Below are 21,798 nucleotides of genomic sequence, written 5' to 3'. Positions count from 1 at the left end.
CTCTGCGCCGGTCAGACCGAACGCGGCAGGGGTTGGAAGTGCAGACGGAAGCACGCCCCGGATCCGGGCGCGGCACCGTCCAGGCTGACCGACGCACCGGGATGGGCGCGCACGATCTCGCGGACCAGATGCAGGCCAAGCCCGGTTCCCTGCCCGGTCTTGGACCCGCGAAAGAAGGGATCGAAGACACGGTCGGCGTGCTGGGGCAGAACGCCCGGACCGTCGTCGGCTACCGTCAGATCGCCATTGTCCTCGATCGACACGCGGATCACGCCGTGCCGCCCGCCATGGCGGATGGCGTTGTCGATCAGATTGCCGATGGCCCGCCGCAGCGCCAGCGCGTCGCCCAGAATCTCCAGCCGCGCGGTGTCACCGAAAAAGGCGATCTCGTAGCCCTCCTGCGCGGCGAGCGGGGCGAAATCGGCCACCGCCTCGCGCGCCAGCGCCACCAGATCGAGCGGGACCAGGGCGGATTCGGCGACGCGCAGCCGTTCCAGATCGAGAAGCTTGGTGGACAGATCCGACAGGCGGCGGGCGTCGCGCAGCAAGGCGTCCTTCAGCGGCTCGTCGGGCAGCGCGTCCAGCCGGGTCCGCAGAATGGCGATGGGGGTGCGCAGCTCGTGCGCGGCATCGGCGATGAAACGGCGCTGCTGTTCGCTCCACGCGTCCAGCCGTTCCAAGGCGGCATTGATCGAACGGATCAGCGGCAGCACCTCGCGCGGGATGCGCTCCTCGGGCAGGCGGGTGCCGCGCCGGTCGGGATTCAGCCCGGCGGCGGCGGCGGACACCCGGAGCAACACCCGCAATTGCCGCCGCACCACCAGCACGATGGCGATCAGGGCGGCGACCACCGACGGCCCGAACACCGGCACGACGCCTTCGAGGTTGTAGAGGGTGTCGATGATCAGATCGGGGATGTCCTCGGCTTGCAGGGCGAGCACGCCCGCTTCGATGACGACGCCCTGGATGACCGGGTGATCGGTCTCCGGCGATTTGACCACGGCGGTGATGTGGCCGTTCTGGCGCACCGCCCAGGACAGGGCGTAATCCACGTTGTCGGCCAGCGGACGCGTCATGGTGGGGGGCACGGAGTCCGGGCGCTCCCCCCGGGCCAGATTGCCGCTGGTGGTCCAGGCGCGGAACCACAGGGTCGGGTGGCGCTGGTAAATCTGCCGGAGCAGCGGCGATTCGGCGAGCACGGCGTGGCCCTGATCGTCCACCTCCAGCGACTCGGCCACCACGTTGATGACGAAATTCGCCATCACCGCTTCCGAGCCGTACCGGTACATCTGGAAACCGATGTGCAGCGCGATGATGATCAGCATCACCAGGGTCTGCACGATCGCCAGCGTGGCGATCAGACGCAGCGTCAGCGAGGGCGGACGCGTCATGACGACACCCGCAGCAGGTAGCCGACCCCACGCACGCCCTGGATCTCCAACCCCGCCTGTTGCTCCTCCAGCCGACGGCGCAGGCGCGACAGGTGGGGTTCGATGGCGGATGGGCCGACGATGTCGTCCTGGCCGTAGACCACCGCCTCCAGCGCCTCGCGCGTCACCACCCGCCCGGCCCGGCGCATCAGCAGCTCGAAGGCCAGCAACTCCCGCCGGGGCAGGGTCAGCGGCTCGCCGTTGATCGTCACGCTGCGGCTGTCCAGATCCAGGGTGGCGCGCGCCACCGTGATCGTCCGGTCGACCGGTTGCGGCGGGCGGCGCAGCACCGCCCGCATCCGGGCCAGCAACTCGTCCATGTCGAAAGGTTTGGCGACGTAATCGTCGGCCCCGGCGTCCAGCCCGGTCACGCGGTCGCGCACGTCGTCCAGGGCGGTCAGCAGGATGACCGGCGGCGAGGAGGCCGAGCGGCGGATGGCGGGAATCAGGCTGACCCCGTCGCCGTCGGGCAGGCGGCGGTCGAGCAGCACCAGGGTGTGCACCCCGGCGTTCAGCGCCTCGTCCGCGTCGGCCAGCGTTTCGACGTGATCGACCAGACAATCGCGCCGGATCAGGGCGGCGACCAGCGCGCTCGCCAACTCCGGTTCATCCTCGACCAACAGAATGCGCATCACAGATACCCGTTGTCGCGTGCAAGGGGAGGAACGATCCGGCTGTTGGACAGCCGACCGATGACAAAGCTTCGGGCCGCATGGGCGGGGTGCGGTCGCTGCCCGACCGTGGCCCGGCAGGTCAGCGACCGCCGCGCCATGATGACATGGACCAGACAGCCGACATAGCCCACGGCCATCACCTGCTTCAACCAGAAGGCCGTCGGGCGGTACAGCGTGTTGCCGTACATGTGGGTCCCCAGGGCCAGGCAGAGCAGCGCCAGCAGGGCGGCGCGGCGGCCGTTGGCGGGCCGTTCGCCCTCCACCACCGAGGCCCCCGCCGCCAGCACGGCGAGCATGACGTAGGAGCCTTCCTCCACACGCGGGTTGAACAGCAGCAGATAGCAGCAGCCCAGGCTCATCACCACGATCACCGCCGTGCGCGGATCCAGCCGCCGCACCGCCAGCCATGCCAAGGCCAGACAGACGATGGCGGCGGCGGCGCGCGGGCCGAACAGCGTGGCGTCGGGGGCGAGCCAACCGGCGGTCTTCAGGGCCGCGCCCACGTCGAACCAGGTGCCGCTGTCGGGGGCGGCGGCCACGCCCAGCTTGCCCACCATCGCGACCCATTGCTCCACCACATAAATCGGGTCGTTGTGGAGAAAGCTCAGCAGAACGCCGCAGACCCCGCCGAGGAGCAGGCCGCGCCGGGCTTCGGGCAGCGTGGCGAACACCAGCAGCGCCGGGACCAGGGCCAGCGGCTTGACGAAGACGGCGGCGGCGAGCAGCAACCCGCCCCGCCGGTCCCGCCCGCTGGCGAGATCGACGGTGGCGAACAGCAGCAGGGCGAGCATCGGCAGGGTCATTTGGCCGCGCAACAGGTCGATGGTGGCGGCGGGCGCGCTCAACAGCAGGATGGCCCCCGCCGCGTATCCGGCGTTGCGCGGGGCGATCAGACGGGCGTAGCGCCGGATGGCGACCCACAGCAGCGCCGACAGCGCCACGCGCCAAAGGTGGCTGGCCAGCGGTTCGGGCAGAACCAGAAAGGGCATGTAGGCCACCGCACCGGTGGGAAAATACAGATAGCCGTGCAGGCCCGGCGCGTAGAGCGGTTCGGCGTTCATCCAGGCGACCGCCGCCGCCCGGTAGATTCCGGCGATGCAGCGGTGCGGCTGGACGATGGCGATGACCGCGATCACCAGCGTGGTCAACACCCAGACGATGACGCCCAGACGGGGCCAGGGGCGTCCAAGCGCGGAGAGCCGCGACACCGGCGCGGTGAGGCGGTCGGCTCTCAGGCGGTCGGTCCAGGCAAAGGGGGGCGTCAGCGGCACCCGCAACGCCTGCGGGGACAGCATGGAGGGGGAAGGCATGGCCGGAACATCCGTTGCGATCGGGATGCGGTGGCGGACCCCGATCCGCAAGGGTGGGATGGGACGTCGGCTGACCGCGCTCCCCCGATCTATCCGGCGGCGGGCTTGCCGGAAGCTTGCAACACAGCGCAACTTTCGTTCGCGTTTTCGCAAGCTCCGCGCAAGCCACCCCGGCTAGACAACGGACCGTCGGCGCTGCGGGTTGCGGTGCCGAATCCTGATGGTGAGGAGAAGGTCCGGTGACTGGAGTGATGACAAGGACCGCGCGCGGTGCGGTCGGGGCCGCCCTGACGGCGGCGGTGGCGGTTGGTCTGTCCAGCGCGGCGCACGCCGCTGGCCCGGATGCCCGGCGCGGCGATTGGTCGTTCATGGTCGGCGGTGGGGCCGCCTATGTCCCGAAATACGAAGGGGCGAAGACCATGAAGGTGGCCCCGATTCCGCTGGCCGAGGTGACGTGGAAAGACACGGTGTTCCTGGGGGCGAAGGGGTTGGGGGCCAAGACCACGGTCTTTGAAAACCTGACGCTGGGCACGTCGGTCAATTACCAGGCGGGGCGCAAGGAAAAAAACCACAGCCGTCTGAAGGGGCTGGGCGACATCAAGGACGCGGCGGCGGGCAGCCTGTTCGCCAATTACGAATTGGGCTTCCTGTCCTTCGACCTGTCGGCGACCAAGGATTTCGGCGGCTCGAACGGCCTGACCGTCCGCGCCGGGGTTGGCCTGCAATACCCGGTGACGGAGCGGTTGAGCCTGACCAGCGGGGTGTCGGCGACCTGGGCGGACGAACGCCACATGCGCGCCAATTTCGGCATCAGCGCCGCGCAGGCCAAGGCGTCGGGGCTGAAGGCCTACACGGCGGAGTCCGGGGTCAAGCGCATCGACGTGACCGTCGGGGCCAATTGGATGGTGACGGACAATTGGTTTGTCACCGCCAACGGCGGCGTCGGCATCCTGACCGGCAACGCCAAGAAAAGCCCGGTCGTGGTGGAAAAGGTCCAGCCGATGGCCATGGTCGGCGTCGGCTACCGCTTCTGATCCGGCGCTTTCGGATCCGGCTGTGGGGCGGGATCGGGCCGGTCAGACACCGGCCAGCGCGTGGGCGTGGCGGCGGAACAGGCGGACCAGCGCGTCGGCCACCGCCGCGACGGCGGGCAGGTCGCGCACGTCGCGGTGCACCAGCAGATGGACGCTTTCGCGCAGCGCCTCGGGCGGGTCGATCACGCGGACCAGCGTGGGGTCGGCGTCGCCCAGCACGCAGGGCAGCAGCGTCACCCCCACCCCGCGCCGGGCGGCGTCGAGCCGCATCGGCAATTCGCTGAGACGGGCGACGATGCGCCCGCCGCGCTCCAGCGCGGTGTCGTCCACCCAGCCCGATTGCGACGGGCGGCGGCGGGTTTCCGGCAGGCCGACCACCGGCGCGCCGGTCCAGTCGCCCGACCAGTCGTCGCGCAGGCCGCGCGCGGCGTAGAGGGTGAAGCCGAAGCGGCCCAGACGCCGCGTCACCAGATCGCCTTCGGTCGGCACCCGGTCCATGCGCAGGGCGATTTCCGCCTCCCGCTGGGCGAGGTTGAGCGTGGCGCGGGTGCTGAGGATGGTCAGATCGGCCCCCGTCTCCGCCAGCAGGGTCGGCAGATGGGTGGTGAGAAAGGTGGAGACGGAGGACGTGGCGGTGACGCGCACCGGCTGGGGAACCGCGACCTGCCGGTCGGCCCGCCGGGCAAAGGCGGCGGCCGCCGTTCCCATCGCTTCGGCCGATTCCAACACCGCCTGACCCAGCGGGGTCAGGGCCAGCCGGTTGGGCAGCCGGTCGAACAGCGGCGCGCCCAGCACGCCTTCCAGCCGTTTCAGCCGCCGCCCCAGCGTGGGTTGGCTCAGGCCCAGGTGGCGGGCGGCGTCGGTCAGGCTGCCGCTGCGGGCGGTGGCGAGGAAGGCGCGGATGTCCTCCCAGTCAAGCGCCGCGTCGTCGATCATCCATCCCCCATCGCCGCCCGCGCCCATGGCGTCACCCCTCCATCAGCCGGTGCAGGGCGGCGTGTTGCAGCAGCATGATGGTCTTGCCATCGACGATGGCCCCGCGTTCGACCATGGCAAGCGCGTCGCGCAAGGTCAACTCGACGACGTCGATGTCCTCGCCCTCCTCGATGTTGCCGCCGCCCTCACCCCGGTCCGCCGCGCGGTATTCGGCGACGAAGAAGGCCAGGCGCTCGGTGACGGATCCGGGACTCATGTAGGCGTCGAACACCCGGCGCGGGGCGGCGACGGCCACGCCCAACTCCTCCATCGCTTCGGCGCGGATGGCGTCCTCCGGGCTGCGGTCGTCGAGCAGACCGGCGCACACCTCCAACAGCGGTTCGGGATGGCCGTTGACGTAGGTGGCGTAGCGGAATTGCCGGGTCAGCAGCACGGTCCCGCGCGTCGGATCGAACAGCAGCAGCGCCGCCCCGTTGCCCCGGTCGTAGGTTTCCCGGCTCAGGGTCTGCCACGAGCCATCGCGGCGGCGGTAATCGAAGACGGTCTTTTTCAGCACGTACCAATCGTTCGACAACAGGGTGACGTCGCGCACCCGCACACGGTCGGCCATGCTGGCTTCGGTGGCGCTGGTTGATTGGCTGGGCTGGGCGGTGTCGGGCATCGGTGGTGATCCTGTGAGCGGCGGCTGATGCGAACAGCCGGTGATGCGGTGTGCCGCCATCCTGCCGCCGCCGCCCGCGCGCCGCAGCCCGTCAGAATTGAAGGGTGGCTGTGCGGATTTGGCCCCGTCGCGGAATCGCTGGACGCCACCCCCGCCAGCGGGCGACAACGGGCGGCAAGGGGCGTGGGGCTGGACCGGTCGGGGACGCGATGGCGACGATTGCGGAAGCGTTGGGTGTGGCGCTGGATCATCACATGGGCGGGCGGCTCGACGCCGCCGAGACGCTCTACCGCCGCATCCTCGACGCCGACCCGGGGCAGGCCGACGCGCTGCATCTGCTGGGGGTGTTGGCCGGGCAGACCGGGCGGGCGGATCGGGGGGCGGATCTGATCCGTCAGGCGATGGCGCAGCGGCCCGACGCCGCCGACTACCCGTCCAACCTGGGCGCGCTGCTGGATGCGGCCGGGCAACCGGCGGCGGCGGCGGCGGCCTGCCGCCGGGCGCTGGCGCTGCGCCCGGACTTTGCCGTGGCCTGGGCGCGGCTGGGTGGGGCGGCGCACCGGATGGGGGCGGCGGACGCCGCGCTGGACGCGCTGCGGCGGGCCGCCAGCCTGGATCCCGCTGACCGCGACAGCGCCGGACGGGCGGCGTTGCTGCTGCGCCGACGCGCGGTTGCTCTGCGGGAGGGTGGGCGGCTGGACGCGGCGTTCGACGCGCTGCGCCGCGCGGTGACGCTCGACCCCGGATCCGCCGACGGCTGGCTCGACGCCGCGCAGCTGGCCCATCGGCTGGGCGACCGGGCGGCGGCGTTGGCGGGCTTTCGCGCCGCGCTGGCGCTGGCCCCCGCCCAGCCCGACGGCTGGGGCGCGCGCGCCGCGCTGCTGGACGAGGGCGGGGAGAGCGCCGCCGCGCTGGCCGCCAGCCGCCGCGCCCTGATCGCCGACCCGACCCTGACCGCCGCCTGGATCAACCGGGGGGCCGCCTTTTTGGGGCGCGGGCGGCACGCCGCCGCCGCCCAATCGGCGCGGCGGGCGCTGGCGCTCAACCCCACGGCGGCGGCGGCGCTGTGCAATCTGGCCACCGCCTTGCGCTCCCTGGGGGCGGTGACGGCGGGGGTTCCGCTGCTGCGGCGCGGGCAACGGCTGGGCAGCTACGACGCCGAACGCGGCCTGCTGTCGGCCATCCTCTACGACCCGACCCTGACCGAAGAGGCGCGTTACGCCGAGGCGCTGGCCTTCGCCCGCCGCCGCGCGCCGGCCGGTCTGCCTGCGGTTCCAACCTTCCGCAACGATCCCGCCCCGGACCGGCGCTTGCGCATCGGCTATCTGTCGGCGGATCTGCGGGACCACCCGGTGGCGCGCAACATCGCGCCGATCCTGGCCAACCACGACCGCGCGGCGGTGGAGGTCGCGCTCTACGCCACCGATCCCCGGACCGACGCGATGACGGAGCGGCTGCGCGGCTTTGCCGATCTCTGGCGGCCGGTGGCGGGTTTGGGCGACGCCGCCATCGCCGAGCGGATCCGGGCCGACGGCGTCGATGCGCTGGTGACGCTGGCCGGGCGGTTCGACGCCAACCGCCCGTTGGTCGCCGCCCACCGCCCCGCCCCGGTCCTGATCAGCGCCCATGATGGCGGTACCAGCGGCCTGCCGGGGATGGACGCGCTGTTCACCGACCGCGTGCTTGCCCCGCGCAGCGGGGCGGAGCGGTTCCGCGAACGGCCCTTCCGCCTGCCCGGCTTCTACGCCTTCGATCCGATGACCGACGCGCCGCCGCCGCACCCGGTGGGTCATGGCGCTGACCGCCCCCTCACCTTCGGCAGCCTGAACAACCCGGCCAAGGTGAACGACGCGGTGCTGACGCTGTGGGCGCGGGTGCTGCGGGCGGTTCCGGGATCGCGCCTGCTGCTGCGCTACCGCGATCAGTTTTTGGAACCGCTGTTGCGCGACCATGTGGTTGCGGTGCTGGCCGGGTGCGGCGTGGCGGCGGACCGGCTGGTGTTCCCCGATGGCGCGGCGGACCGACGGCACCATCTGGCGGTCTATCACGAGATCGACATCGCGCTGGACACCCACCCGTTCAGCGGGGCGACCACCAGTTTCGAAGCGCTGTGGATGGGCGTGCCGGTGGTGACGCTGTGCGGTGACAGCATGATGGGGCGGGTGTCCGCCGCCCATCTGCGCGCGGCGGGCGCGGCGGAGCTGATCGCCGGGGACGCCGACGGCTTCGTCGCCATCGCGGCGGATCTGGCCGCCGACCCGCAGCGGCGCGCGGCCTATCACGCGGGCCTGCGCGCCCGGCTGGCGGCGGCCCCGCTGATGAACGGACCGTTGCGGGCGCGCCAGTTCGAACGGGCCTGCCGGGCCTTGTGGCGGCGTTGGCTGAAGCACCGCTGAACGTGAACAGCCTTGTGATCCGGCGTCGCGCCGGTGGCGTACCGAGGGGGAGCGACCACCCGCAGAGGATCCGATGATGCCCCGATTGCCGCTCCCCCGCCTGGTGTGGAGTGCCGCGCTGTTGCTGGCGCTGCCCGTCTCATGTCCGGCCCTGGCCAACCCGGTCCCGCTGGAAACCGATTATCGGTTCGAGATCCGGCGCGACGGCAGCCCGGTCGGCGACCACCGCGTGACCCTGCGCCCGACCGCCACCGGCCTGACGGCGGAGGCGATGAGCCGGATCACCGTGCGTCTGCTGGGGATCCCCGTCTACCGCTTCGAATACCAATCCACCAGCCAATGGACCGACGGGCGGATGGTGGCGCTGGACAGCCGCAGCAACGACGACGGGACCATCACCACCGTGACCGCGCGGGCGGACGGCGACCGGCTGCGGGTGTCGGCGGCGGGTGGCGAGGGCGGCGGCGGGGACACGGGGGGCGGGCCGGTTGTGGCCCCGCTCGGCCTGTTCCCAACCGACCATTGGCATTCCGGCGTCATCGGGGCCGATGCGGTGCTGAACACCATCACCGGAGACATCAACCGGGTGACGATGACCGCGCAAGGGCGCGAGACGGTTCCGACCGGCTTCGGCCCCCGCCTGTCCACCCGTTACGTGTATGACGGCGACCTGCGGGCGACGGTCTGGTACGACGACCGGGGCCTGTGGACCGGCCTGCGCTTTGCCGCGCGCGACGGCTCCACCATCGACTATGTGTGCCAGCGCTGCGGCTCCAGCCCGACTGTGGCGGAGCGCGCGCCATGAGCGGCCCGGCCATGGGTGTGGCGGCGGGAACCCGCGTCTGGATCACCGGGGCGGGCAGCGGCATCGGCCGCGCGCTGGCCCTGCGGCTGGCGCGCGATGGGGCCGCCGTCGCCGTGTCGGCCCGGTCCGCCGACGCGCTGGACGCGCTGGCGGCGGAGGCACCCGGACGCGTCCACCCCTTCCCGCTCGACGTCACCGACGCCGACGCGGTGGGGCGCTGTGTCGCGGCGGTCGAGGAGCGGTTGGGGCCGCTCGATCAGGTGGTGCTGAACGCCGGAACCCACATCCCGATGGGGCTGGAGGATTTTTCCACCGCCACCGCGCGCGCCCTGATGGAGGTGAATTACATGGGCGTCGTCCATGGTCTGGACGCCGTGCTGCCGCGCCTGCGGGCGCGCGGCGGTGGCGGGGTGGCCGTGGTGGCGTCGGTGGCGGGCTATGGCGGCTTGCCGACGGCGGCGGCCTATGGCCCGACCAAGGCGGCGCTGATCAACCTGTGCGAATCGCTGAAGCTGGACTGCGACCGGGCCGGAATCCGGCTGCGGCTGATCTGCCCCGGCTTCGTCGCCACGCCGCTGACCGCGCGCAACCCCTTTCCCATGCCCGACCTGATCGGGGCGGAGGAGGCCGCCGACCGCATCGCCGCCGGGTTGGCCGGGGGTGGGTTCGAGATCGCCTTTCCCCCGCGCTTCGCCCGCATCATGAAGACGCTGCGCCTGTTGCCCTATGGCGTGTATTTCCCATTGATCCGCAGAATCACGGGGGCCGGATGAGCCAGGACGCCAACCACAGCGCCATCAGCGACAACGACGATGACGCGATCCGCCGCGCCGGGCTGGACGGCTGGGTCCACCTGTTCGAAACCCTCAGCCCCGCCGCGCTGGCGCGGTTGCCGGAGCTGACGACCGACGACGTGCGGTTCCGCGACCCCTTCAACGACGCGCGCGGGCGCGACGCCCTGCGCGCGGTGCTGGAGCACACGTTGGTTGGCTGCGCCGATCTGCGCTTCACCATCACCCACCGGCTGTTCGCCCCGGATCTGGCGTTGCTGCGCTGGCGGTTTGAAGCAACGGTTTCCGTGATTGGCCGGTTGGACGTGATCGGAACCAGCGAGGTCCGCCAAGCCGCCGATGGCCGGGTGCGCGAGCACATCGACCATTGGGATTCCGGCGAACATCTCTACCTGCGGGTCCCGCTGCTCGGCGCGCCGCTGCGCGCCCTCCAGCGGCGGCTTGGCGTTTGCCCGCCGGGATAAGGCGCAGCGGCCATTGGTGGAGCATCGTTTCGTCCGGGTCGCCGGTCGCGGCCCAACGCAGAAACGCGCTTGAAAATATGATGTTCATCATATAAATGATGAACATCATATTCGTGCGGTTCGACCGGAACCGGCGCGACGATCCCCCTCGAACACCGGCGGCAAGGCGCTGCGCCCATGACCAAGGCTTCTACACACACAGGCCCCACCCACAAGGAGCGCACCCACGCGCGGATTCTCGACGAAGCGGCGGCGGCGATGCGGCTCGACGGGCCGGACGGTATCAGCGTCGCCGCCCTGATGAAGCGCGCCGGGCTGACGCATGGCGGCTTCTACGCGCATTTCCCCTCGCGCGACGCGCTGGTGACGGAGGCCATCGAGCGGATGTTCCAGGACAGCCGGCGGATCCTGGACGACCGTCTCACCCAGCGCGAGGCCGCTGAGGGGGTTGCCGGGCTGATCGACTGGTATCTGTCCGAAGCGATACGCAGCGCCCCGGACCAGGGATGCCCGCTCCCGGCGCTGTCCGGCGGGGCGTCGCGCATGCCCGAGGCGGCGCGCGGCCGGTTCAACCAGGGCGTTGCCTATTTCCAGCGCGCGTTGGCCACCGCATTCGACGCGCTGGGGCTGCCGGAGCCGGAGATGACCGCGCGGTCGGTGCTGGCGGAACTGGTCGGGGCGATGGCGCTGGCCCGCGCGGCGTCGGACGAAGCGGCGGGCAACGAGATTCTGCGGTCGTCGCGACAGCTTTTGAAAACGCGGCTGGGGCTTGCCTGACGCCTGCGATCAACCCTTTTGCTGATGGATCGGGGAACGGTATTCACATGGTTGGACACAGCAAGACACGCGTTGTCGTGACCGGCATGGGCATGGTCTCACCGCTGGGGTGTGGGGTCGATCCGGTGTGGCGGCGGCTGCTGGCCGCCGAATCCGGGTTGCGGCGCTTGCCGGAGGGTTGGGCGCCCGATGTCGGCTGCCAGGTGGCCGGTCTGGTGCCGACCGCCGAGGAGGAGGGCGGGTTCGACCTCGATTCGGTTGTTCCGGCGAAAGACCAGAAGAAGACGGATCGCTTCATCGCGCTGGCGCTGGGGGCCGCCGACGAGGCGATCCGCCAATCGGGCTGGACGCCGCGCACGGAGGAGGAGCGGACCCGCACCGCCACGATCATCGCGTCGGGCATTGGCGGCTTTCATTCCATCGCCGAGGCGATCCGCACAACGGACGCGCGCGGCACCCGGCGGCTGTCGCCCTTCACCGTGCCGTCCTTTCTGTGCAATCTGGCGGCGGGGTGGGTGTCGATCCGCCACGGCTACAAAGGCCCGCTGGGCGCGCCGGTGACGGCCTGTGCCGCGAGCGTGCAGGCGATTGGCGACGCGGCGCGGCTCATCCGCGCGGGCGAGGCCGACATCGCCGTGTGCGGCGGGGCGGAAGCGGCGATCGACCGGGTCAGCCTGGGCGGCTTCGCGGCGGCGCGGGCGCTCTCCACCGCCTACAACGCGGATCCGACCGCCGCGTCCCGCCCGTTCGACACCGGGCGGGATGGCTTCGTGATGGGCGAAGGAGCGGGCGTTCTGGTGATCGAATCGCTGGACCACGCGCGGGCGCGTGGCGCAACCCCGCTCGCCGAACTGGTCGGGTACGGGACCAGCGCCGACGCGCATCATCTGACCTCCGGGCCGGAGGATGGCAACGGCGCGGCGCGGGCGATGCGGGCCGCGCTGGCGCAGGCGGGGCTTGAGCCGTCGCGCGTGCGTCACCTGAACGCGCACGCCACCTCCACCCCGGTGGGCGACCGGGGGGAGATTGCGGCGATCAAAACCGTGTTCGGCGAGGCCCCCGATCTGGCCATCAGCGCGACGAAGGCGGCCACCGGCCATCTGTTGGGCGCGGCGGGCGGGGTCGAGGCCATCTTCACCATCATGGCGCTGCGCGACCAGATCTTGCCGCCGACGCGCACGCTGGTCACGCCCGACCCGCTGGCGGTCGGTCTCGACCTTGTCGGCCCAACCCGCCGCCCCTGGGCGTTCGACCACGCGATCTCCAACGGCTTCGGCTTTGGCGGGGTCAACGCCAGCGTGATTTTCCGCCGCTGGAATGATGACAACCGGTGATGCGGGGCGAAGGGAACGGCCCCCGCATCACCCGGCGGCGGCTTGGCGTTTGCCCGCCGCGCCGTTTGGAGCCGGGACATTGGGAGTCGGGCCGTTCAGCGTCGGGTTTGGCGGGGTGACGCCCGCCTTGCCCTCCGGCTGAAAAAACAGGCTGACGGTGCCGATCCACAGGCCCCAGCGATAGACATGGGCGCGGTTCATCAGGACGCCGCCGGGTTGCAGCCACATCCAATCGTCGAAGCGCACGCGCCAACGGTCGTCGCCGACCTTCATCAACAGCTCATAGGTCCAGTTCAGCGCGTTGCCCGCCGATTGCCCCTCGGCGGTGCCGATCACATCGTCGGCGCGGCCCTCGTACCGGCCCTCGGCGGTCTTGGTGATGCGCCATACCCGGCGGTCGGTCTCGCCGTCGGAATAGAGGAAACGCTCGTCCAACGTCAGCTCGCGGCCATTCCACGCGCCGTCGATGGTGACGGTGAAGCTGCGGCGCAGCGTGCCGAACCGGTCCTCGAACAGGCCCCAGGCGGTGGTCCGCCCGGCGAAATACTCCTCGATCTTCAGAACCGGGGTCTGGTTGGCGAAATCCTGGATCTTCATGGACGAGCATCCGTTCAAGCCGACCAGCAGGGCGGCGGCCAACAGGAGGCGGGAGACAAAGGCGCGGGGGCGACCGGTCGGCATGGGGGGCTTCCCTGGAAAAAGGCGGTCAGCGGATGGTGGACCGGCGGTCCAGCCGGTGGCGGATGGCGGCGTGGCGGCGGCGGGTCAAGGGGTGCCGCCAGACCAACGCCACGGCGATCAGCTTCGCTACGGTCGGAACCCCGGCGTAGATCACCGCCACCGCTGCCGATGGCCCCGCCGCCTCGGCCCCCGGATCGAATCCCAGGGCCGACAGCAGCGGCAGCGCCAGCGCCACCGACAGGGCCAGCGCCAGCTTGGACGCCATCGTCCACAGGGCGAACAGCCACCCGGCGCGGGCCGGGCCGCCGTCGCGCCAGCGGGTGTAATCGACCACGTCCGCCTGCATCGCGGCGGGCAGGGCCAGATCCGCCCCCAGCGCCGCCCCGGTGACGACGCAGACGAGGGCGAAGGCCCAGCCGTCGCCCGGCCCCAGCCAGGGAACCGGGGCGAAGGCGGCGCAGGCCATCAGCATGGCCAGACACCACACCCGGTGCTTGTCCAACCGCGCGGTCAGCCGCAGCCACAGCGGCACGGCGGCGACGGCGGACAGGAAATAGAGCAGCAGAAACACCCCCTTCGCCCCGTCCCCCGCCATCAGCACCGAACCGACGAAGAAGGGAAACAGCGTCGCGGGAACCCCGGTCGCCAATCCGTTGACCATCCAGGCCGCCAGCAACCGCCGGAACGGGCCGTTGGTCAGCGCGGCGCGCAGCATCACGGCCATCGATGCCGGGTGATTGGTTGCGTGTGGGCCGGTCGGTGTGGGATCCTCGCGCCGGATCTCCGGCACGCCCCACAGCAGGCCGGACAGCGCCACCGCCCCGACCGCCAGCGTGATCCAGGCGAGCGCCCGCAGGCCATCGGCCAGATCGCCGCCCAGCGCGGCGGCGGTGGCGGGAACCGCGCCCGCCAGGATCAGGCCGAGCACGCCCACCCCTTCCCGCGCGCCGCTGACGCGGGCGCGGGCGTCGTATCCGGTCGCCAGCTCCGCCCCCCAGGCCTGATAGGGGATCTGCGCCAGACTCCAGCCGACATAGAGCAGCAGGCTCCAGCCGAACAAATGCAGCGCGCCCACCGGCTGCGGCGGGCTGAACAGCATCAGCAACCCCAGCCCGGCGAGCGCGCCGCCCAGCGCGATCCAGGGCTTGCGCCGCCCGCTGCGGTCGCTCACCGCGCCGATCACCGGATCGGCCAGCAGATCGAGCAGGCGCGCGGCCCCCAGCGCCAAGGCCACCCGGTCCAACCCCAGCCCCAGCGTGTCGGCGTAATGGGCGGGCAGCAGGGCGGCCACCGGCAGCACCGGCAGCGCCAGCGGCAAGGCCGGGGCGGCGTAGAGCGCCAGCCGCCGCCCCGGCAGAGCGTCCGTCATGGTCAGGCGCGCCGGAAGCGCCACAGCCCGACGTCGATGGTTCCGGCGCGGAATCCGGCCTCGCAATAGGCCAGGTAATATTCCCACAGCCGCCCGAACCGCGCGTCGAACCCCTGGGCGGCGATCTGCGGCCAGGCGGCGAGGAACCGCCGCCGCCATTCCGCCAGGGTTTCGGCGTAGCTGAGGCCGAAGGTTTCGACATGGTCGATGGTCAACCCCGCCTTGGCCGCCTGCGCCCGCATCGCGTCGGGACAAGGCAGCATGCCGCCGGGGAAGATGTGGCGCTGGATGAAGTCGCAGCCGCGCCGGTAGCCGTCGAACCGGGAATCGTCGATGGTGATGGCCTGGATCACGGCGCAGCCGCCGGGGGCGAGCCGGTCGCGCAGGGTGGCGAAGTAGCGCGGCCAATGCGCCTCGCCCACCGCTTCGATCATTTCGATGGAGACGATGCGGTCGAACCGGCCATCGACGTCGCGGTAATCCTGCAAGCGGAACTCGGCCATGCCCGGCGGCGCGTCGGCCAACCGGTCTTGAGCGATGGCGAGCTGTTCGGTGGACAGGGTCAGCCCGACGACCGACGCGCCGCGCGCGCGCACCAGATGGTCGGCCATGCCGCCCCAGCCGCAACCGATTTCCAACACGCGCTGGCCCGGCGACAGCTCCAGCAGGTCGCCGACGCGGCGGATCTTGGCGTCCTGCGCGTCCTCCAGGCTTTGGTCCGGCCGCTCGTACAGCGCGGAGGAATAGGTCATGCCGGGGTCGAGCCACAGCCGGTAAAAGGCGTTCCCCAGATCGTAATGGGCGGCGATGTTGCGGCGGCTGCCGCCGCGCGTGTTGTCGTTCAGCCGGTGGTGCAGGCGGTTGACCAGCGCCATCAGGCGGGAGGCGAGCAGGCTGTCGCCCAACTCCGCCTCGTTGCGGATGCCCAGCTCGATCAGGGCGGGCAGGTCGGTGGTGCGCCACAGCCCATCGCCATAGGCTTCGGCCAGACCGATGTCACCACCCAGCACGAGATGGCGCGCCGCCGCCGGGTCGTCCAGCGTCAGGTCGGCGTTCGGCCCGGCCGCCGGGTTGCCGACGGTCATCGACCGGCCATCGGGCAGGTTCAGCGTCAGGCTGCCGTGGCGGATGCGCGAGGCGGCTTGCAGGAACAGACCGATCCACAGGTCACGGACGGGCGTCAGCCGACGCCACCAGGGGCGCGCGGCGGTTGCGGCGAGATCGGTCATGCGGGGGTTCCCTTGCTGGGGGCGTGGATCGGGGCCATTGGGATGGAGGCCGGGGTGCGGGCCGGGATGGAGACGATGGGCAATCTGGCGATGGTGACGGGGTCGGCGGGCGCGTCCGGGCGCGGGCGGATGGTCATGCCCTTGCGCCACAGGCGCAGCGCCTCCCAATGGATGCCCGCCACCACCTTCAGCGTCATCAGCGGGTGGCGCGCCCAGGCGCGCAGCAGCGCGCCGTCGGTGATCGGAACCCGCTTGGCCGACAGGGTGGCGTGCAGCACCGGCCCGGCCGCGTCGGTCTGGCGGATCGCCAGCAGCAGATCGTCGGCGGGCGGGCGGATGCGGAAGTGATAGGCCGTCTCCATGTCCATGAAGGGGGAGACGTAAAAGCGCTTGTCGCATTCCTGCCGCACCAGCCCGTCGGAGCCGATGTCGGCGGGGATCAGATAGGAATGGCGCTGTCCAAAGGTGTTGGACACCTCGTGGATGATGGCGGCGAGGCTGCCGTCGGCGCGGTGGCAGAACCAGACGCTCAACGGGTTGAAGACGAAGCCCAGCACGCGCGGGAAGCACAGGATGCGGATCGGCCCGTCGGCGGTGATGCCCGCGCGCTCCAGATGGTGGCGCGCCCAGGCGCGCAGACCCATCCCCGCGCCGGGCTGGTCGGCCTTCGCCCCGAAATCCCGGTCGTGGAAGCCCAGCAGGCCAAAGCGGTTGTGCGCGAACAGCCGCAATTCGGCGTCAAGCCGGGGCAGCTCGTCCACATCGATCAACAGGCTGACGACGCGGTAGGACAGGCGGTGCGTCACCGGTTTCACCCGACGGTGCATCACCGCGCCGACGTAAAGGCCCGAGGCGAAGCGGTCCATCAGGCGGCCTCGCGCGCGCCGACACGGTGGTGGGGGCCGAGATGGATGCGGCCGGATTCATTCTCCACGCTCCAGGGGCGGCGGACCCTGCCCAGCGCCTCGGCGGCGGCCAAACCGGCCTGCGCCCCGTCCTCGTGGAAGCCGGCACCGAAATAGGACCCGGCGAACCACGTGTTGCGCTGGCCTTGCAGGCTCCAGAGCTGCTTTTGCGCGTCCAGGGCGGCCATGCCGAAGATCGGGTGGTCGTAGAGGAAGCTGCGCAGGATGCGCCCCTCGCCCGGCGGGTGGATGGGGTTGAGCGTGACGAACAGATCGCGCTCCGGCGGCAGGAAGCCTTGCAGCCGGTTCATCCAATAGGTGACGCAAACGGCGTTGCTGCCCTGGTCCCCCGCTTGCGACAGGTAATTCCAACTGGACCACACCGACCGGCGGCGCGGCATCAGCGACGGGTCGTCGTGCAGGATGGCGAGGTTGCGTTCGTAGGCGAAGGCCCCGAGCAGGCGGCGTTCCTTCGCGCTGGGGTCATCGAGCAGGGCCAGCGCCTGATCGGCGTGGGTGGCGATGACGACATGGTCGAACTCGTGCAGCGCGCCGCGCCGGTCGCGGATGCGCACCCGGCCATCGTCGCGGCTGATCGATTCGACGGCGCTGTTCAGGCGCAGGGCGTCGGGCATGTCGGCCAGGATGCGACCGACATAGGCGCGGCTGCCGCCCTCCACCGTGCGCCACACCGGGCGGTCGGTGATCTTCAACAACCCGTGGTTTTCGCAGAAGCGGATGAAGGCGGCGGCGGGGTGGTCGCGCATCGATTCCGCCGGGGTGGACCAGATGGCGGCGGCCATCGGCAACAGATGGTCGCGGACGAAGGCGTCGGAATAGCCGCCCTGGTCCAGCAACTCGCCCAGCGTCAAACGGTCGGCGTTGGGACCGTTGGCCCGCGCCGGGGCCTCCTTATAAAAGCGCAGCAGGTCGCGCAGCATCCGCCAGAAGCGCGGGCGCAGCAGGTTGCGTTTCTGCGCGAACAGCGTCCCCAGCGAGGTTCCGGCGTATTCCAACCGACCGCCATCCATCGACACGGCAAAGCTCATGTCGGTGGGGCGGGTGGCGACGCCGAGGTGATCGAACAGCGCCACCAGATTGGGGTAGCTGGGCGCGTTGTAGACGATGAAGCCGGTGTCCACCGGGCCGCTGAGATCGGTGTCCACCGTGTTGGCGTGGCCGCCGGGCCGGTCCTCCTTCTCGAACAGGGTGACGCGGTGGGCCTTCGACAGCAGCCACGCCGCCGACAGCCCGGCGATGCCGGACCCGACAACGGCGACGGAGAGGGGAGCGGTGCCGGGGGTGTGCGCGGGGCGGAGCGGCAGGATGTCGGCGCTGGTCATCGGCGGGCGTGTCCTGAACGGCGGGGGGGAGGGCGGTGACATGTCCGTTTACGCCGCTGTTTGACCGGCGGATCACCGACCGCGTTGTTTTTCCCCACCGAATGAAAAAATGCGGAAACGGCGCCTGGCGCGGTGATCCATCGCCGGGGCCGCCGCGTATGGGAGGTTATGCGTGGAATTGCCCCCTCCTCCTCGTCGTTGACGACCGGCGCGGCCCCCGATGACGGGGCCGACCCGATGTCGTGCGCGCTGGTCGCGGTGGCGCAGCGGGGCGACCGCGAGGCGTTCGCCCGGCTGTTTGCCCATTTCGCCCCCCGCGTGAAGTCCTACATGCTCAAGCTGGGCGCGCCGCCGCAGCGGGCGGAGGATCTGGCGCAGGACACGATGCTGGCGGTGTGGCGCAAGGCCGCGCTGTTCGACCCGGCGAAGGCGGAGGCGGCGACCTGGGTGTTCACCATCGCCCGCAATCTGCGCATCGACGGCCTGCGGCGCGAACGCCACCCGGAGGTGTCGGACGAGGCGCTGGCCGAGCATGAGGACGACCGGCCGCGCGCCGACGCGCTGATGGACGGGGCGCAGCGGGCCACGCGGCTGCGCGGTGCCCTGCGCGATCTGACGCCGGAGCAGGCGCAGGTCGTCCATCTGTCCTTTTTCGCCGATCTGGCGCACCCGGCGATCGCGGAGCGCCTGAATTTGCCTCTGGGCACTGTGAAGTCACGCCTGCGTCTGGCCATGGGCAAGATCCGCAAGGCGTTGGGAGATGAGTCATGACCGAATCCGGTGAGATCGGCCCCTGGTCGTCCGGACAATCCGCCGGACGCCACCCGCAGCACCACCCCAGCGACGCCTTGCTGGTCGGCTATGGCGCGGGCGGCCTGGGTGAAGGGCTGTCGCTGGCGGTGGCGCTGCATCTGGCCGCCTGCCCGGAATGCCGCGCCGCGTTGGCCGACATCCAGGCGGTGGGCGGTGCTCTGCTCGACGATCTGCCGCCCGAGCCGTTGGAGCGTCTGACCCTGGCCGACACGTTGGCCCGGCTGGACCGCGAGGGCTGCGCCGCGCCGCCCCGCCGCCGTTGCCGTCCGGAGGAGGCCGGGACGCCCGACCTGCTGCGCCCCTACATCGGCTCGCTGGCGGCGGTGCCATGGCAACGCTTGGCCCCCGGCGTGCGGCGGGCGGAACTGCTGCCGCGCACCGCGCGCGGCGGCTGCGCCCAACTGCTGCGCATCGCGCCGGGCACGGCCTTGCCGCACCATGGCCATGGCGGCCTGGAATTGACGCTGGTGTTGGCGGGCAGTTTTTCCGACGAGTTGGGCCGCTATGTGGCGGGCGACATCGCCGAGGCCGATGGCGACGTGCGCCACCAGCCCATCGCCGACAGCCATGAAGAATGCCTGTGCCTGATCGCCACCGAAGCGCCCTTGCGCTTCACCGGCCTGATGGGGCGCTTGATGCAGCCCTTCATCGGCCTGTGACCCGTTTCAGACCCTGACCCGTTTCAGACTGTGACCCGCCGCGTTGGCAGCGCAGTCACCGGTCAGCCTTCGCAGCGGATTTGATAGAGTTCCATGGCGCTGCGGATGTCGTCCGGGATTGGCACGGAGGCGAAGCCGTCCAGCGAGGTCGTGACCACGGTCAGGCTGCCCGACAGGCGGACCTGACCGCCCACCTCGCCGTTGATGCGCAGTTGCAGGGAACTGCGCCCCAACCGTTCGATCAGCACACCCAGGGTCAGCGTGTCGCCCATCCGGCTGGGGGCGAGGAAATCGCATTCGGCGTGAACGATGGGCAACCCCAGCCGCCGTTCCAGGATCATGCTGGCGTAATCGATGTCCAGGCCCTGGGTGAACCAGTCCTCCACCGCGCCGTTGAACATGTCGAAATAGACCGGGAAATAGACGATCCCGGCGGGGTCGCTGTGGGAAAAGCGAATGGGCCGCTGCACCCGGAAACAGCCCGGCGGCAGAGGCCGGTGGCAGGGGTGGTCATCGGGGCGGCGCGGTCGCTCGCTGGCGTCATGCATCTCAACATCAATCCTTGTTTCCACGACGGCGTCCGTAGTTCGGGCGCGCCGGTCGGGGCGGAGCCGTATATCAGTTGTGGCCCTGTCCAACAATCCGGGAAAAGCACCTTTTGTTCAACGTGTTCCTGCGGCATAGGGGATTCCCCGACGCATTCGGGTCTTTGGGCTGTTGCCAAAATGCTGCACCGCATCATAGCCCTTCGCCGCCGCACCGGGGTTTCGCCGGGGGGAGAGGGCGGCTTTTCGCTTGGCTTGGGGGCCGCGCTTGCTATCGTGGCCGCCGCAAGCCTGTGTGTGAGGAGACAGCATGACCCGGCCCAAGATCGCCGTCATCGGCAGCAGCATGACCGACCTCGTTGCCTATGTGTCCCGTGTGCCCGAGCGTGGCGAGACGGTGGAAGGCTTGTCCTTCAGCCAGGGCGGCGGCGGCAAGGGGGCGAATCAGGCGGTGGCGGCGGCGCGGCTGGGGGCCGAGGTGCTGTTCGTGGCCAAGCTGGGCGACGACGGATTCGGCGACACCACCATCGCCGCGCTGGCCCGCGCCGGGGTGGACACCCGCCATGTCGGGCGCGTGCCCGGCGTGTCGAGCGGGGTGGCGACGATCCTGGTGGAGCCGTCGGGCGAAAACCGCATCGTCATCGCCAAGGGGGCCAACGACCATCTGCGCCCCGCCGATGTGGACGCGGCGGCGGAGGATCTGAAGGGCTGCGCCCTGATCGTCCTGCAATTGGAAGTGCCGCTGGAAACGGTCTATCACGCCATCGCCTTTGGTGTGGCGCACGGCGTGCCGGTGCTGCTGAACCCGGCCCCCGCCCGCACCGACCTCGATCCCGCCAAGCTGGCGGGGCTGCGCTTCTTCGTGCCGAACGAAACGGAGCTGGCGACGCTGACCGGCTGCCCGGTCAACAGCCCGTCCGACGCCGAGGCGGCGGCCCGCCTGCTGATCGCGCGCGGCGTGCGCTGCGTCATCGTCACGCTGGGCGCGCGCGGCGCGCTGCTGGTGACGGCGGAGTCGGCGACCCTGATCGACCCGGTGTCGGTCACGCCGGTGGACACCACCGGGGCGGGCGACGCCTTCATCGGCTCCTTCTCCCGCGTGTTTGCGGAGGGCGGCGACGTTCCGGCGGCCCTGCGCACGGCGGTGCGCTACGCCGCCGATTCGATCACCAAGCGCGGCGCGCAGGCGGCCTACGCCACGGCGGACGAGTTCGCCGCCTTCCTCGCCCGCGTCGGGGCGTGAGGGCGATGGACGCGGGGCCTGGAACGGACATGGGGACGGAATCGGGCGCGGATCGGGTGGAAACGATCACCGAATACCACGCCCACGTCTATTACCGGCCCGAGACGAAGGCCGAGGCCGCCGCCCTGCGCGAGGCGCTGGGCGCGCGGTTTCCGGTGCGGCTGGGGCGCTGGCACGACGCGTTGGTCGGCCCGCACACCCAGAGCATGTATCAGGTCGCCTTCGCGGTGGAGGCGTTCGCCCAGGTGATGCCCTGGCTGATGCTGCACCGGGGCGGGCTGGACGTGCTGGTCCACCCGATGACCGGCGACGAACTGGCCGACCACACCGCGCACGCCGCGTGGCTGGGCCAACGCCTGCCCTTGCGGTTGGAGGCGTTGGCACCGGGCCGGTGATGAG

General features: G+C 71.0%; 22 protein-coding genes. 11 read left to right on the top strand and 11 right to left on the bottom strand.

All coding sequences use genetic code 11. The features are described 5' to 3' along the window. Positions 1 to 11: 11 nt before the first annotated feature. From EJ903_RS05305 to EJ903_RS05295, 3 genes are read right to left on the bottom strand one after another with little or no spacing between them, the layout of a single operon-like run. Positions 12 to 1,391 carry a sensor histidine kinase gene (locus tag EJ903_RS05305; protein WP_126612839.1) on the bottom strand — a complete coding sequence of 460 codons (1,380 nt, stop codon included), beginning with the start codon at positions 1,389 to 1,391 and terminating at the stop codon, positions 12 to 14. After that, positions 1,388 to 2,062 carry a response regulator transcription factor gene (locus EJ903_RS05300; RefSeq protein ID WP_126612837.1) on the bottom strand — a complete coding sequence of 225 codons (675 nt, stop codon included), beginning with the start codon at positions 2,060 to 2,062 and terminating at the stop codon, positions 1,388 to 1,390. The genes EJ903_RS05305 and EJ903_RS05300 overlap by 4 nt, the downstream gene beginning before the upstream one ends. Continuing rightward, positions 2,062 to 3,414, bottom strand: coding sequence for a glycosyltransferase family 87 protein (locus EJ903_RS05295; RefSeq protein ID WP_126612835.1), 1,353 nt, complete (start codon positions 3,412 to 3,414; stop codon positions 2,062 to 2,064). Before EJ903_RS05295 ends, EJ903_RS05300 begins: the two co-directional genes overlap by 1 nt. Before the next feature lie 251 nt (positions 3,415 to 3,665). Here EJ903_RS05295 and EJ903_RS05290 point away from each other — a divergent pair, with 251 nt between their 5' ends. Beyond that, the gene (locus tag EJ903_RS05290) at positions 3,666 to 4,448 is read left to right on the top strand and encodes a MipA/OmpV family protein (protein ID WP_126612833.1); all 783 of its coding nucleotides are present in this window, start codon (positions 3,666 to 3,668) and stop codon (positions 4,446 to 4,448) included. 42 nt (positions 4,449 to 4,490) lie between these two features. Here the strand turns inward: EJ903_RS05290 and EJ903_RS05285 are convergent, their stop codons facing one another. Further along, positions 4,491 to 5,411 carry a LysR family transcriptional regulator gene (locus EJ903_RS05285; RefSeq protein WP_126612831.1) on the bottom strand — a complete coding sequence of 307 codons (921 nt, stop codon included), beginning with the start codon at positions 5,409 to 5,411 and terminating at the stop codon, positions 4,491 to 4,493. Between the two features lie 4 nt (positions 5,412 to 5,415). Then, entirely contained in the window at positions 5,416 to 6,045 is a 630-nt protein-coding gene (locus EJ903_RS05280) for an NUDIX domain-containing protein (RefSeq protein WP_246015207.1), read from the bottom strand. 209 nt (positions 6,046 to 6,254) lie between these two features. Between EJ903_RS05280 and EJ903_RS05275 the strand changes: the two genes are divergently transcribed. The 6 genes from EJ903_RS05275 (at position 6,255) to fabF (ending at position 12,612) form a co-directional block, all read left to right on the top strand. Next, a complete protein-coding gene (locus EJ903_RS05275; protein ID WP_126612829.1) occupies positions 6,255 to 8,441 on the top strand; it encodes an O-linked N-acetylglucosamine transferase family protein in 2,187 nt (728 codons plus the stop codon). Positions 8,442 to 8,526: 85 nt separating this feature from the next. Next, positions 8,527 to 9,246, top strand: coding sequence for a DUF6134 family protein (locus tag EJ903_RS05270; protein ID WP_126612827.1), 720 nt, complete (start codon positions 8,527 to 8,529; stop codon positions 9,244 to 9,246). Then, positions 9,243 to 10,019, top strand: a complete 777-nt coding sequence (locus EJ903_RS05265) for an SDR family NAD(P)-dependent oxidoreductase (RefSeq protein WP_246015205.1) — start codon at positions 9,243 to 9,245, stop codon at positions 10,017 to 10,019. The genes EJ903_RS05270 and EJ903_RS05265 overlap by 4 nt, the downstream gene beginning before the upstream one ends. Continuing rightward, positions 10,016 to 10,501, top strand: coding sequence for a nuclear transport factor 2 family protein (locus tag EJ903_RS05260; RefSeq protein ID WP_126612825.1), 486 nt, complete (start codon positions 10,016 to 10,018; stop codon positions 10,499 to 10,501). Before EJ903_RS05265 ends, EJ903_RS05260 begins: the two co-directional genes overlap by 4 nt. Positions 10,502 to 10,678: 177 nt before the next feature. Then, positions 10,679 to 11,278, top strand: coding sequence for a TetR/AcrR family transcriptional regulator (locus EJ903_RS05255; RefSeq protein ID WP_126612823.1), 600 nt, complete (start codon positions 10,679 to 10,681; stop codon positions 11,276 to 11,278). A 47-nt stretch (positions 11,279 to 11,325) separates the two neighbouring features. Continuing rightward, the gene (fabF, locus tag EJ903_RS05250; protein ID WP_126612821.1) at positions 11,326 to 12,612 is read left to right on the top strand and encodes a beta-ketoacyl-ACP synthase II; all 1,287 of its coding nucleotides are present in this window, start codon (positions 11,326 to 11,328) and stop codon (positions 12,610 to 12,612) included. 27 nt (positions 12,613 to 12,639) lie between these two features. Here the strand turns inward: fabF and EJ903_RS05245 are convergent, their stop codons facing one another. From EJ903_RS05245 to EJ903_RS05225, 5 genes are read right to left on the bottom strand one after another with little or no spacing between them, the layout of a single operon-like run. After that, entirely contained in the window at positions 12,640 to 13,293 is a 654-nt protein-coding gene (locus EJ903_RS05245) for a DUF3833 domain-containing protein (protein ID WP_126612819.1), read from the bottom strand. Positions 13,294 to 13,318: 25 nt separating this feature from the next. Continuing rightward, positions 13,319 to 14,662 (bottom strand): MFS transporter, encoded by a 1,344-nt coding sequence (locus EJ903_RS05240; protein ID WP_126612817.1) that lies wholly within the window; start codon positions 14,660 to 14,662, stop codon positions 13,319 to 13,321. A 2-nt stretch (positions 14,663 to 14,664) separates the two neighbouring features. Further along, on the bottom strand, positions 14,665 to 15,891 hold the full coding sequence (locus EJ903_RS05235) for an SAM-dependent methyltransferase (protein ID WP_126612815.1): 1,227 nt from the start codon (positions 15,889 to 15,891) through the stop codon (positions 14,665 to 14,667). Continuing rightward, positions 15,888 to 16,757: a DUF1365 domain-containing protein gene (locus tag EJ903_RS05230; protein ID WP_126612813.1), complete on the bottom strand. Its 870-nt coding sequence runs from the start codon at positions 16,755 to 16,757 to the stop codon at positions 15,888 to 15,890. Before EJ903_RS05230 ends, EJ903_RS05235 begins: the two co-directional genes overlap by 4 nt. Next, positions 16,757 to 18,139, bottom strand: coding sequence for an NAD(P)/FAD-dependent oxidoreductase (locus tag EJ903_RS05225; protein ID WP_126612811.1), 1,383 nt, complete (start codon positions 18,137 to 18,139; stop codon positions 16,757 to 16,759). The genes EJ903_RS05230 and EJ903_RS05225 overlap by 1 nt, the downstream gene beginning before the upstream one ends. A gap of 168 nt (positions 18,140 to 18,307) precedes the next feature. On the opposite strand from EJ903_RS05225, the gene EJ903_RS05220 reads away from it, so the two are divergent. Further along, on the top strand, positions 18,308 to 18,910 hold the full coding sequence (locus EJ903_RS05220; RefSeq protein ID WP_126612810.1) for a sigma-70 family RNA polymerase sigma factor: 603 nt from the start codon (positions 18,308 to 18,310) through the stop codon (positions 18,908 to 18,910). Continuing rightward, positions 18,907 to 19,611: a ChrR family anti-sigma-E factor gene (locus tag EJ903_RS05215; RefSeq protein WP_126612808.1), complete on the top strand. Its 705-nt coding sequence runs from the start codon at positions 18,907 to 18,909 to the stop codon at positions 19,609 to 19,611. The genes EJ903_RS05220 and EJ903_RS05215 overlap by 4 nt, the downstream gene beginning before the upstream one ends. A 62-nt stretch (positions 19,612 to 19,673) precedes the next feature. Here EJ903_RS05215 and EJ903_RS05210 read toward each other — a convergent pair whose 3' ends face one another. Further along, the gene (locus EJ903_RS05210) at positions 19,674 to 20,159 is read right to left on the bottom strand and encodes an acyl-CoA thioesterase (protein ID WP_126612806.1); all 486 of its coding nucleotides are present in this window, start codon (positions 20,157 to 20,159) and stop codon (positions 19,674 to 19,676) included. A 307-nt stretch (positions 20,160 to 20,466) separates the two neighbouring features. Here EJ903_RS05210 and rbsK point away from each other — a divergent pair, with 307 nt between their 5' ends. Continuing rightward, the gene (gene rbsK / locus EJ903_RS05205; protein ID WP_126612804.1) at positions 20,467 to 21,399 is read left to right on the top strand and encodes a ribokinase; all 933 of its coding nucleotides are present in this window, start codon (positions 20,467 to 20,469) and stop codon (positions 21,397 to 21,399) included. Between the two features lie 29 nt (positions 21,400 to 21,428). Continuing rightward, complete coding sequence (locus EJ903_RS05200; RefSeq protein ID WP_126612802.1) at positions 21,429 to 21,794, top strand: DOPA 4,5-dioxygenase family protein; 366 nt, start codon at positions 21,429 to 21,431, stop codon at positions 21,792 to 21,794. The last annotated feature ends 4 nt before the right edge of the window (positions 21,795 to 21,798 follow it).

Origin of the sequence: Azospirillum griseum, from assembly GCF_003966125.1 — a bacterium.
GTDB lineage: Bacteria > Pseudomonadota > Alphaproteobacteria > Azospirillales > Azospirillaceae > Azospirillum > Azospirillum griseum.
Note: the sequence above shows the minus strand (reverse complement) of the source record. Positions and strands in the feature narration are given on the sequence as shown.